An 11,920-nucleotide genomic window follows, 5' to 3' on the forward strand; every position below is an offset into this window, starting at 1 on the left:
ACGTCGTCCAGCGTCGCCTTCGGCACGGTGCCGACCAGCGTGCCGTCGTACGGGTTGCGCACGTCGATCACCGCGTCGCGCCACACGCGCTGCCCGTCGATGCGCAACGCTTCGTGCCGCACGCCGGATGCGGGAATCGGCTTCAGGACCGTGCTCATGTCGTCTCCCTCTTCGTGTTGCGTGATCGCGGCCGCGCCGTCGGCTCCCGCCGCTAGCGAACCACGACCAGCCCTTCGTATTCGAGGCAGCGGCACAGCGTCGCCCACGCCGGCGAGTCGGGCCATGCGCGCGCACCGGAATCGATGCGGATCGGCCGCCCGAATTCGCGCGATGCGCACGCGAGCAGCGTGTGTGCGATGCCGCTGCGCCGGTACGCGGGCTCAACGTACAGCCGCGCGAGCGACGGCGCCGGGCCCATGCCGTCGCCATCGTCGAGACCGAGTTCGCCGATCGCCACGTCGTCGCGATACGCGACAGCCGTCGCACGCGCGTCGTCGAACACGATGCGGATCACGCGCTCGCAGCGATCCCTGAACACGACGACGTGCATGACGTTCCCCTCCTCCGCATGACCCGCGCGGCGAACGCAACGGGCGCACGCCTCCCTGCGCCCGCGTACCGGGGAGTAATCCGGATCGTCCGGGGGCGACGAGTTGAGTATCGTCTTGCCACGTCGGCGCGCAGTAGTGCCAGACGACGCCTTTCATTGAGTCCACATCCGCGACGCGACGCGCGTATTCTCGCGACACCGCGCCCGTCGCCGGCCGCGCGCCACGCGCACCGCCTCGCGTTTCCCGTATCGATCACAGGAGGAAGCATGCCGAGTCGTACCCCGACCGCCCTATGGGCCCAGCAGTTCCGGCGGTCGTCGGCGTCGAGCCTGCAGGACCAGATCCGGCGCATGCTGGTGGCCGCGATCCTCGACGGCCAGCTCGCGCCCGATGCCGCGCTGCCGTCGAGCCGCGAGCTTGCCGACCAGCTCGGCGTCGCGCGCAACACCGTCGTGCTCGCGTACCAGATGCTCGTCGAAGAGGGCTACCTGCTCTCGCGCGAACGCAGCGGGCATTTCGTGAACCCGAAGATGCTCCAGGGCGTGCCGGGCTTCGCGGCGGCCACGCCGGGCGCGAAACCCGAAGACGGCGACGACGCGCCGGGCCGCCCCGCATGGGAGAAACGCATCGCGCATCCACCGTCGAGACAGCGCAACATCGTGAAGCCCGCGAACTGGCAGCACTACGAATTTCCGTTCATCTACGGGCAGTTCGACCAGTCGCTGTTTCCGACCAACGACTGGCGCGAGTGCTGCCTGAAAGCGCTGTCGGTGATGGAAATCCGCAACTGGGCGCCCGACCTGATCGAGCGCGACGACGAATCGCTGATCCAGCAGATCCGCACGCGCGTGCTGCCGCGCCGCGGCGTGTTCGCGATGCCCGACGAGATCGTCGTCACGAACGGCTGCCAGCAGGCGCTGTACCTGATCGCGGATCTCCTGTGCGGCAAGCACACGACGGTCGGCTTCGAGAATCCCGGGTATCCCGATGCGCGCAACATCTTCGAGAACCGCAACGCGCCATTGCTGCCGCTGCCCGTCGACGGCCACGGGATCGCGCCCGATGCGCTCGGCGGCACGCTGTCGCGCTGCGACTACGTGTACGTGACGCCGAGCCACCAGTGCCCGACCACCGCGACGATGCCGGTCGAGCGGCGCCGCGCGCTGCTCGAATGCGCGCGGCAGCACGACTTCGTGATCATCGAGGACGACTACGAGAGCGAGAACACGTTCTCCGGCACGCCGCATCCGGCGCTGAAAAGCCTCGACACGGCAGACCGCGTGATCTACGTCGGCAGCTTGTCGAAGACCTTCGCGCCCGGGCTGCGGCTCGGCTACGTGGTCGGGCCGCGCGCGCTGATTCGCGAATTGCGCGCGCTGCGGCGGCTGATGGTGCGCCATCCGGTCGCGTACATCCAGCGTGCATTCGCGACCTTTCTCGCGCTGGGCCATCACGACGCGCTGCTGCGCCGGCTCGCGCATGCGTACAGCGAGCGCTCGCAGGCGCTGATGGCCGCGCTCGATGCGCATCTGCCGGAGGCGCGATACGTGCCGGTGACGGGCGGCGCGTCGTGCTGGGTCGAGGGCCCGCCATGGCTCGACGCGGCGCGGCTCGCGGCGGATGCGCAGGCGGCCGGGATCCTGATCGAGCCCGGCGGCGTGTTCTTCATGCGCGACGACGGCAATGCGCGCCGCTGCTTCCGGATGGGGTTTTCCGCGCTGCCGCTGGAGCGGATCGAGCCGGGCGTACGGGCGCTGGCCGCGTGTATGCGGGCGCAGCGGCCCGATTGACGAACACGGCCCGCGCTCGTGCGGCCCGCGCCTCGGGCATCCGGCATCGGCGCGTGTCATGCGGGCGGCCCGGCGTCGGGCGACCGTGGCTCGGACATCGCGGCCGCGTCGATCGCCCTACGCTGTTCGCTCCATTCCGTCGCGGGCCCGGCTTGTCGATTCAACCGATAAAAGCCCGCCGCTTCCATCGAAGCGGCCCCTGATCGAACGCCTGCATGACGTTCCCCCGCGTCGGCACGCGGGCCGGCGTGTGCGCGTTTCGATCGACGCCGGCATCGCGACGAAATTCGTTTCGCCTCACCTGACCAGCCCGCGCTTCCGGCGAGAAGCGCCCCGAACCACGCCGCGCCCCTCGCAGATCATGCCCCCGGGCACGTATCACGCCGCCCCGCCCCCGCCCCGATACGGATCGACGTCACTGCTGGCCCAAGCGAAACCTCCCGACTGGCGCTACCGTCAAAAACGAGCGCTCACTAACGTGTCGATACCGCGAACCGCATGCGCGCCAGCGCCTTGCGGCACGCCCACCATTCGACAGGAGACACGTCATGTCCGACACGCTCACCGCCCCCGTCACGGCCGCCACGCTCGCGGCGTTTTCCGACGCCTTCAACCGGCACGACGCCCATGCATTGATGGGCTTCATGACCGAGGACTGCGTGTTCGACGCGGCCGGCGGCCCCGAGATCCACGGCACGCGCTTCGTCGGCCGCGACGCGGTGCGCGCCGCGTTCGAGGCGGTCTTCAAGACCTTTCCCGACGCGCACTGGGGGCACGGCCGCCACTACGTCGCCGGCGAGCGCGGCGTATCCGAGTGGGTGTTCACCGGCACGCACGCCGAAGGCTGGCGCATCGAGGCCGAAGGCTGCGACCTGTTCGAATTCCGTGACGGATTGATCGCCGTCAAGCGCGCGTTCCGCAAGGAACGGCCGAAACAGCCGGCCTGAGCGCGCACGCCTCGCGCATCGTCCGGGCACGCCGCCCGACGCGCATTTTGAAACGAATCATTCCATTTCATTCCACATTCCCCGCCAGCGGGCGGAATGACTTGACCGGCTTTTCGCCGCACATAGCATCTGGAACGAGATGTTCCATTCATTGAACGATCGGAGACAACCCATGAGCGACCAAACCACTTCCCCGCGCGTGACGGCCAGCGGCCCGCAGGACATGACGCCGTCCGAAGCCTTCGTCGAGACCCTCGCGGCCAACGGCGTGACCGACATGTTCGGCATCATGGGCTCCGCGTTCATGGACGCGATGGACATCTTCGCGCCGGCCGGCATCCGCCTGATCCCGGTCGTGCACGAACAGGGCGCGGGCCACATGGCCGACGGCTATGCCCGCGTGTCGGGCCGCCACGGCGTCGTGATCGGCCAGAACGGCCCCGGCATCAGCAACTGCGTGACGGCGATCGCGGCCGCGTACTGGGCGCACAGCCCGGTCGTGATCGTCACGCCGGAGGCCGGCACGATGGGCATCGGCCTCGGCGGCTTCCAGGAAGCGAACCAGTTGCCGATGTTCCAGGAGTTCACGAAGTACCAGGGCCACGTCACGCACCCGGCGCGGATGGCCGAGTTCACCGCGCGCTGCTTCGACCGCGCGCAGGCCGAGATGGGCCCGACGCAGCTGAACATCCCGCGCGACTACTTCTACGGCAAGGTCAAGGTCGAGATCCCGCAACCGCGCCGGCTCGATCGCGGCGCCGGCGGCGAACAAAGCCTGGACGACGCGGCCGAACTGATCGCGCAGGCGAAGTTCCCGGTGATCATCTCGGGCGGCGGGGTCGTGATGGCCGACGCGATCGAGGAATGCAAGGCGCTCGCCGAACGGCTCGGCGCGCCGGTCGTCAACAGCTACCTGCACAACGATTCGTTCCCGGCGAACCACCCGCTGTGGTGCGGCCCGCTCGGCTACCAGGGCTCGAAGGCGGCGATGAAGCTGCTGTCGCGCGCGGACGTCGTGATCGCGCTCGGCTCGCGTCTCGGGCCGTTCGGCACGCTGCCGCAGCACGGGATGGACTACTGGCCGAAGGACGCGAAGATCATCCAGATCGACGCCGACCACAAGATGCTCGGCCTCGTGAAGAAGATTTCGGTCGGCATCTGCGGCGATGCGAAGGCCGCGGCCGTCGCGCTCGTGCAGCGCCTCGCGGGCCGCACGCTCGCGAGCGACGCATCGCGCGGCGAACGCGCCGACCAGATCGCGACCGAAAAGGCCGCGTGGGAAAAGGAACTCGACGACTGGACGCACGAGCGCGACGCGTACAGCCTCGACATGATCGAGGAGCAGAAGCACGAGAAGCCGTTCAGCGGCGGCCAGTACCTGCACCCGCGCCAGGTGCTGCGCGAGCTCGAGAAGGCGATGCCCGAGGACGTGATGGTGTCGACCGACATCGGCAACATCAACTCGGTCGCGAACAGCTACCTGCGCTTCAACAAGCCGCGCAGCTTCTTCGCGGCGATGAGCTGGGGCAACTGCGGCTATGCGTTCCCGACGATCATCGGCGCGAAGGTCGCCGCGCCGCACCGCCCGGCCGTGTCGTATGCGGGCGACGGCGCATGGGGCATGAGCCTGATGGAAACGATGACCTGCGTGCGCCACCGCATTCCGGTGACGGCCGTGGTGTTCCACAACCGTCAGTGGGGCGCGGAGAAGAAGAACCAGGTCGACTTCTACGACCGCCGCTTCGTCGCGGGCGAACTCGACAACCAGAGCTTCGCGGCGATCGCGCGTGCGATGGGCGCCGAAGGCATCACGGTCGACCGTCTCGAGGACGTCGGCCCGGCGCTCAAGCGCGCGATCGACATGCAGATGAACGAAGGCAAGACGACGATCATCGAGATCATGTGCACGCGCGAGCTCGGCGATCCGTTCCGCCGCGACGCGCTGTCGAAGCCGGTGCGCATGCTCGACAAGTACAAGGACTACGTGTGACGCCGCGTCGCTGACGCGCCCCGCCGCCGGTCGTGCGCCCCTCTCGCGCGGCCGGCCTTCCGGCCGGACGCCGCGCCCCGTGCGGGCCGCCGCTTCCGGCCGTTTTCCTTTCCTTCCCGAGCGAACGATGAAAGCCCTCGACCGCATACTCGAATCCGCGCGCCGCCAGCCGATGCGCATCGCGCTGTGCGAAGCCGACGATCCGCGCGTGCTGCACGCCGCCGCGCGCGCGACGCGCGACGGCATCGCGCGGATCGTGCTCGTCGGCCGCCGCGCGGCGATCCACGCGGCGGCCGCGCGCGACGCGATCGATCTCGACGGCATGACGCTCGTCGATCCGGCCGTCGCGCCGCGCCGCGACGCATATGCCGACGCGCTGCACGCACTGCGCAAAGGCAAGGGCATGACGGCGGACGCCGCGCGCGACGCGGTGCTCGACCCGCTCTGCCACGCGAACCTGATGGTGCGGCTCGGCGACGCCGACGGTTCGGTCGCGGGCGCCGTGCACGCGACGGCCGACGTCGTGCGCGCGGCGATCCAGCTGATCGGCGTCGATCCGGCGTTCCGGATCGTGTCGAGCTTCTTCCTGATGATGCTGTGCGAGCCGTTCCACACGATCAAGGGCGGGCTGATCTTCTCCGACTGCGCGCTGGTCGTCGATCCGGACGCCGGCCAGCTCGCCGAGATCGCGATGGCCGCCGCCGACAGCACGCACGCGCTGCTCGGCGAGGCGCCGCGCGTCGCGATGCTGTCGTTCTCGACGAGCGGCAGCGCGCATCACGCGGCCGTCGACAAGGTGACCGAGGCGACCGCGCGCGTGCGCGAGCGGCGCCCCGCGCTCGCGATCGACGGCGACGTGCAGCTCGACGCGGCGATCGTCGCGGAGATCGCCGAGCGCAAGATCGTGCATTCGCAGGTGGGCGGCCATGCGAACGTGCTCGTGTTCCCGAGCCTCGAAGCCGGCAACATCGGCTACAAGCTCGCCGAGCGGATCGGCCGCGCGAAAGCCGTCGGCCCGCTGCTGCAGGGGCTGCGCCGGCCCGCGAACGACCTGTCGCGCGGTTGCAGCGCCGACGACGTGTACCACGTGATCGCGACGACCACCGTGCAGGCCCAGGCGGCCGCGCGGCGCGCCGCAGCCGGCGAGGCCGCGCCCGCATGACGGCCGACAAACTGGCGATCCTGATCGCGGTGATCGGCGCCGGCAGCTATTTCCAGACGGTGACGGGCTTCGGGCTCGGGATGATCGTGATGGGCGCGACGAGCGGGTTCGGGCTCGCGCCGCTCGCGACCGTCGCGACGCTGATGAGCATCGTGTCGCTCGCGAACGGCGCGACCGCGCTGCCGGGCCGGCTGCATCACATCGACTGGCGCGCGGTGAGCGCGGCCACCCTCGGCATTCTGCCGTCGGTCGTCGCCGGCGTGGTGCTGCTCGAATGCCTGAGCCGCTCCGCCGCCGATCTCCTGCAACTGATCCTCGGCGCGGTCGTGCTGTACGGCGGCCTGAGCGCGGCGCTGCGCCCCGCGCCGCTCACGGCGCGCTCGGACAACCGCAGCTTCTTCGTCAGCGGCCTGTTCGGCGGCTTGCTGAGCGGGATGTTCGGCGTGTCGGGCCCGCCGCTGATCTTCCAGTTCTACCGGCAGCCGCTGACGCTCGTGCAGATCCGCTGCGCGCTGATCGTGCTGTTCACGACGACCTCGGCCACCCGCGTGCTCACCAGCGCATGCGAAGGCCAGCTCGACCGCGACATCTGGCTGCTGGCCGCGCTCGCGACGCCGGTCGTGATGCTGACGACGGTCGCCGCGCGCCGCTACCCGCCGCCACTGTCGGCGGTTGCATTGCGCCGGCTCGCGTTCGGCGTGCTGACGGCGATCGGCGTCGGGCTGATCGCGACCGCATTGCCGCCGCTGCTGCACGGCGCGTGACGCCGCGCGGCACTCGCCGCGACGCGCCGCATCGCAGCGAACCGCGCCCGCGCATCGCCGCAACCGCAGCCGCATCCGCTGTCGTCCTCCGCGTCACCGCCGCGCGCCGATCCAGCCGGCGATTTCGACGAGCCGCTTCATGTCGGGCGCGGACGCGAGATCGATCGCGAGCCGGTGCCGGTAGTACGGGCCGAGATCGAGCCCGACGCCGAGCCCCAGCACCTCGACGCGGCCGGCCGCCGACTGGCGCGCGACCACCTGCTTCAGATGATTGTCGAGGTAGTACGGATCGTTCGCGAGCGCCGTCGCGCCATCCATCGGGCTGCCGTCCGAAATCACGACCAGGATCCTGCGCGCCTCCGGCCGCGCCGCGAGCCGCGCGCACGCCCACTCGACCGCCTCGCCGTCGACGCCTTCGCGAAACAGGTCGGACTTGAACAGCGCGGCAATGCCCGTGCGCGCATGCCGCCAGCGCGTGTCCGCATCCTTGAACACGAGATGGCCGGTTTCGTTGAGCCGCCCCGGGTGGCGCGGCTTGCCGCGCGCGAGCCAGTCCTGCCGCGCGCGACCGCCGTTCCACGCGAGCGTCGTGAAGCCGAGCACTTCGGTCGCGAGGCCCGCCGCGTCGCCCGCGCGCGCCAGCGTGTCGACCATCAGCGCGACGCCGTCGATCCACGCCTTCATCGACCCCGAGCAGTCGATCAGGAACGCGAGCACGCAGTCGGCGCGCGGCCGCACGCGTTCGAGCCGGAACAGCCGCCGCTCGGCCGGCGAACTGACGAGCTGCGCGAGCCGGCGGCCGTCGAGACGGCCATGCTCCTCGCCGAACGACCAGCCGTCGGCCTGCGGCACGACGAGCGCCGCGCGCAGCACGCGCGCGAGCCGCGTGACGTGAATCCGCTGCGCGGCCGCCTGCGCGTCGAGCCGCTCGCGATACGTGCGCAGCAGCGCCGCGCGGATCTGCGCGGCCGGCCGGAATTCGCGGTCGTAACGCGTCGTGTACGCGCGATAGACGGCATCGCCGCCGTGCAGCACGACGCTGTCGCCCGTCTCCACGAGCGCGGGCAGGTCGATGCCCGTCTCGTCGAAGTCGACCCACAGCGAGAATTGCGTCAGCGCGTCGTCCTGCCGGCGCGCGTCTTCCGCCTCCGTGTCGACGACGGCCGCGCGCGCGTCGCGGATCATCGCCGCAATGCGCCGCGCGAGCGCCCGCGCATGCTCCGCGAAGGCGCGCTGGTCGTGCCGGCAGCGCCGCAGCCCGGCGAGCGGCGTGCCGATCTCCGGCACGATCGCGGCGCGAGGCGCTTCGATCAGGTCTTCCGTTTCCGCGAGCACCGGCCAGCCCGTCAGCCGCGACCAGGCGATCTGCGCGACCGTGTACACGAGGATCCCGACATGCGTGTCGGCCTGCCCCGACCGATGGAACGCGCGCGACCAGGTTTCGAAGCGATGCCGCAGGTTCTGCACGACGCCGCGCAGCGCGGGCGGCGCCAGCGATTCGCAGCGCAGTTGCTCGAGCAGCTCGAACAGCACGCGTTCGACCGGATCGTCGCCGGAGAGCGTGCGATGCAGTTCCGCATCCGAGTGCAGGATGCGCAGCGCGGCGCCGTCGGCCGCGCCACGCCACGACGCGGGATCGTCGTCGGCCTGCGCGCGCAGGTGCGGCGCATGGATCGGCAGCGGCCGCAGGTCGCGGCACACGCGGCCCGCGCGGTAATGCAGCGTCGCGTCCCGCGTCAGCGCGCGCACGGTCGACGCGCCCAGCGCCTCGCGCGCCGAGGCGCGGCGCGCGGCGTCGCGATCGGCGCTCACCGTCCCGCTCCGGGCCCGTTGCCGCCGGCGCGCGACGCGACCGCCAGCTCCTCGCCGAAACAGCGCTGGTAATACTCGGCGACGACGGGCCGCTCCGCGTCGTCGCACTTGTTCAGGAACGTGAGCCGGAACGCGAGCGCCGGATCGCGAAAGATCCCGCAGTTCTCGGCCCAGTCGATCACCGTGCGCGGCGACATCAGCGTCGACAGGTCGCCGGTCGCGAAGCCGTTGCGCGTCAGCTCCGCGAGGCTCACCATCGATTCGATCAACGGGCGGCCGGCATCGTCCGCGAGCGCCGGCACGCGCGCGCGCACGATGCCGATCTCCTCGTCGCGCGGCAGATAGTCGAGCGTCGCGACCACGTTCCAGCGGTCCATCTGCGCGTGGTTGAGCATCTGCGTGCCGTGATAGAGCCCGTTCAGGTTGCCGAGCCCGACGGTGTTCGCGGTCGCGAACAGCCGGAACGACGGATGCGGATGGATCACGCGGTTCTGGTCGAGCAGCGTGAACTTGCCGTCGCGCTCCAGGATCCGCTGGATCACGAACATCACGTCGGGCCGCCCCGCGTCGTATTCGTCGAAGATCAGCGCGACGGGCCGCTGCAGCGCCCACGGCACGATCCCCTCCTGGAACTCGGTCACCTGCACGTCGTCGCGCACGACGATCGCGTCCTTGCCGACCAGGTCGAGCCGGCTGACGTGGCCGTCGAGGTTCACGCGCACGCACGGCCAGTTCAGCCGCGCCGCGACCTGCTCGATGTGCGTCGACTTGCCGGTGCCGTGCATCCCCTGCACGAGCACGCGGCGGTTGCGCGCGAAGCCCGCGAGGATCGCGAGCGTGACGTCCGGGTTGAAACGGTATGCGTCGTCGATGTCGGGCACGTGATCGTCGCGCGCGCTGAACGCGGGCACCGTCAGGTCCGAATCGAAACCGAACCGTTCGCGGACCGACACCATGCAGTCCGGCTTGTTCGTCACCCCATCCATTGCGTTGCGCTCCTGTCGTCGCGTGTTGCGCGGGCGTCGTTCGCGCCCGCGTCGATCCTGCCGGCGGAACGCACGGTTCCGCCGCCGAAAATGCATGCCGCGCGGCCGCCCGCGCGCGGTCGCCCCGCCGGGGCGTTCGGTACAATGGCCGCAGTCCAGTTTCCGGAACGCCCGCCATGCTGCCCGCGGATACGCCCACGCTGCGCGCCTTCGCGCTGCTCGAACATCTCGTCCAGGCCGGCGAAGCCGTGTCGCTCGCCGATCTCGCGCGCGACGTCGATATCCCGAAGGCGTCGCTGCACCGCATGCTCGCGTCGCTGGAAGCCGGCGGCCTCGTGATCCGCGAGCCGGGCCGCAGGAACGCCTACGCGGTCGGCCCGCGCCTCGCCCGGCTCGGCACCGGCGTGATGCTGCATGCGGGCGCGCGCCGGCTGCGCCACGCGATCCTCGAACGGCTCGTCGCCGATCTCGGCGAAACCTGCAACCTGACCGCGCTGCACGACACCGAAGTCGTCTATCTCGACCGCGTCGAGGCCGACTGGCCGCTGCGGCTCGACCTGAAGCCCGGCTCGCGCGTGCCCGCGCACTGCAGCGCCAGCGGCAAGCTCCTGCTCGCGCTGCTGCCGCGCGACGAACGCGCCGCGCTGGTGCGCGCGCTGGCGCTGCCGCGCTATACGCCGAACACGATCCCCGATCCCGAACTGCTCGAAGCCGAACTCGACCGCACCGCGCACACGCGCATCGCGATCGACAACGAGGAATTCGTCGCGGGCATCGTGTGCGTCGCCGCGCCGATCGTCGGCGACGACGGCGCCTGCGTCGCCGCGGTCGCCGTTCATGCGCCCGTGTCGCGCGCGCCGCTGTCGCGGCTGCTCGACCACGTGCCGCGCCTGCAGGAAGCGGCTCGCGCACTCGCGGCCACGTTCTAGCGCCTTCCCGGCGCGGCGGCGCACGCGCACGGTCATGACGCGCGCTGGTAGTACAGGTTCTGCGGATGGCGCGCATCCGCGAAGAAGAACCAGCGTTCCGCGACGAGGCCCGCATACTGGATCACGAACGCCGCGCCGAGCGCGACGGCCGCCGCGGCCGACGTCGGCGCGAGCGCGCCCGCACCGGTCAGCACGAACGGCACCGCGAACGCGCCGGTCAGGAAGCCGGCCTTCACCGCGCGCAGCGTGCCGCTCGCCTGCCCGTGAAAGAACTCCTTCGTGTTGAACGCGCTGGCCGTGAAGCCGCGCGACTTCTGCTCGACCTTCGCGTGGCGAATCCCGGTCGCGCTCTGCACGGTCGACTTCGGCCGCAGCCGTGCATTGCGTGCGAGCGACGCGAGCCGCGCGACGCCGCCGGCCAGCGTCAGCACGCAGGCGGCCGCCGCGAGCCGGCCGACCAGTGCCGGCGCGAGCCACGCCGCGCAGGCCGTCGCAAGCGTGCACCCCGACGCGCAGCCGAGCAGCACGAAGTTCACGAGCGTCAGCGGGCTCGCCCATTCCTGCAGGAAGCGCAGGCACGCATAGATCATCGCGGTGCAGACGAACAACGCAATGCTCGCCAGCGCGCCGGCCGCGCCGATCAGCAGCGTTCCGGGCCAGCCGAACAGGTGTGCCGCGCCGTACGCGAACGCACACGCGAGAAACACCGGCAGCGCGATGCACTCGCGCGACAGCCACGACGTGCGCCACATCGCGATCGCGCGCCATGCGCGTTCGGGATGGCCAAGATGGAAGAACGATGCGAGCAGGCCGAGCGCGCCGAGCCCGACCGACAGCGCGGCGCCGGTCACGTAGAACGCGGCGGCCACGTCGAGGCCGGCCGGCCGCGCGAGCGCCTCGACGAGCACGAGCGTCAGCAGCAGGCCCTGTGCGGCGCCGCACAGCGTGGTGAGGAAAACGACCGAAAAGGCGGGACGCATGGAAACTCC

Annotated in this window: 10 protein-coding genes and 1 pseudogene; 6 read left to right on the forward strand and 5 right to left on the reverse strand. The window is 70.8% G+C overall.

Translation table 11 applies throughout. The annotated features are described in order from the left end of the window. Positions 1-158 (reverse strand): annotated as a pseudogene (locus GQ56_RS44695) (phosphonoacetaldehyde dehydrogenase); the annotation flags it as partial. A gap of 53 nt (positions 159-211) precedes the next feature. Next, complete coding sequence (locus GQ56_RS0125595; protein ID WP_031401352.1) at positions 212-550, reverse strand: GNAT family N-acetyltransferase; 339 nt, start codon at positions 548-550, stop codon at positions 212-214. A 267-nt stretch (positions 551-817) separates the two neighbouring features. On the opposite strand from GQ56_RS0125595, the gene pdxR reads away from it, so the two are divergent. The 5 genes from pdxR to GQ56_RS0125620 all read left to right on the forward strand — a co-directional run bounded on the left by pdxR (position 818) and on the right by GQ56_RS0125620 (position 7,204). Next, positions 818-2,341: a MocR-like pyridoxine biosynthesis transcription factor PdxR gene (gene pdxR / locus GQ56_RS0125600; RefSeq protein ID WP_031401353.1), complete on the forward strand. Its 1,524-nt coding sequence runs from the start codon at positions 818-820 to the stop codon at positions 2,339-2,341. 548 nt (positions 2,342-2,889) lie between these two features. Next, a complete protein-coding gene (locus GQ56_RS0125605) occupies positions 2,890-3,288 on the forward strand; it encodes a nuclear transport factor 2 family protein (protein ID WP_031401354.1) in 399 nt (132 codons plus the stop codon). Between the two features lie 172 nt (positions 3,289-3,460). Continuing rightward, positions 3,461-5,278 carry a sulfoacetaldehyde acetyltransferase gene (gene xsc / locus GQ56_RS0125610; protein WP_031401355.1) on the forward strand — a complete coding sequence of 606 codons (1,818 nt, stop codon included), beginning with the start codon at positions 3,461-3,463 and terminating at the stop codon, positions 5,276-5,278. Between the two features lie 127 nt (positions 5,279-5,405). Continuing rightward, positions 5,406-6,440, forward strand: a complete 1,035-nt coding sequence (pta, locus tag GQ56_RS0125615) for a phosphate acetyltransferase (RefSeq protein WP_031401356.1) — start codon at positions 5,406-5,408, stop codon at positions 6,438-6,440. Then, entirely contained in the window at positions 6,437-7,204 is a 768-nt protein-coding gene (locus GQ56_RS0125620; RefSeq protein WP_031401357.1) for a sulfite exporter TauE/SafE family protein, read from the forward strand. The genes pta and GQ56_RS0125620 overlap by 4 nt, the downstream gene beginning before the upstream one ends. 93 nt (positions 7,205-7,297) lie before the next feature. Here GQ56_RS0125620 and GQ56_RS0125625 read toward each other — a convergent pair whose 3' ends face one another. Then, positions 7,298-9,016, reverse strand: coding sequence for a cobaltochelatase CobT-related protein (locus tag GQ56_RS0125625; protein ID WP_031401358.1), 1,719 nt, complete (start codon positions 9,014-9,016; stop codon positions 7,298-7,300). Beyond that, entirely contained in the window at positions 9,013-10,002 is a 990-nt protein-coding gene (locus GQ56_RS0125630) for an AAA family ATPase (RefSeq protein WP_031401359.1), read from the reverse strand. Before GQ56_RS0125630 ends, GQ56_RS0125625 begins: the two co-directional genes overlap by 4 nt. A 176-nt stretch (positions 10,003-10,178) precedes the next feature. Between GQ56_RS0125630 and GQ56_RS0125635 the strand changes: the two genes are divergently transcribed. Beyond that, positions 10,179-10,931: an IclR family transcriptional regulator gene (locus GQ56_RS0125635; protein WP_031401360.1), complete on the forward strand. Its 753-nt coding sequence runs from the start codon at positions 10,179-10,181 to the stop codon at positions 10,929-10,931. Between the two features lie 32 nt (positions 10,932-10,963). Here GQ56_RS0125635 and GQ56_RS0125640 read toward each other — a convergent pair whose 3' ends face one another. Next, positions 10,964-11,911 carry a dimethyl sulfoxide reductase anchor subunit family protein gene (locus GQ56_RS0125640; RefSeq protein WP_031401361.1) on the reverse strand — a complete coding sequence of 316 codons (948 nt, stop codon included), beginning with the start codon at positions 11,909-11,911 and terminating at the stop codon, positions 10,964-10,966. Positions 11,912-11,920 lie beyond the last annotated feature (9 nt).

Source organism: Burkholderia paludis (genome assembly GCF_000732615.1).
GTDB classification, from domain to species: domain Bacteria; phylum Pseudomonadota; class Gammaproteobacteria; order Burkholderiales; family Burkholderiaceae; genus Burkholderia; species Burkholderia paludis.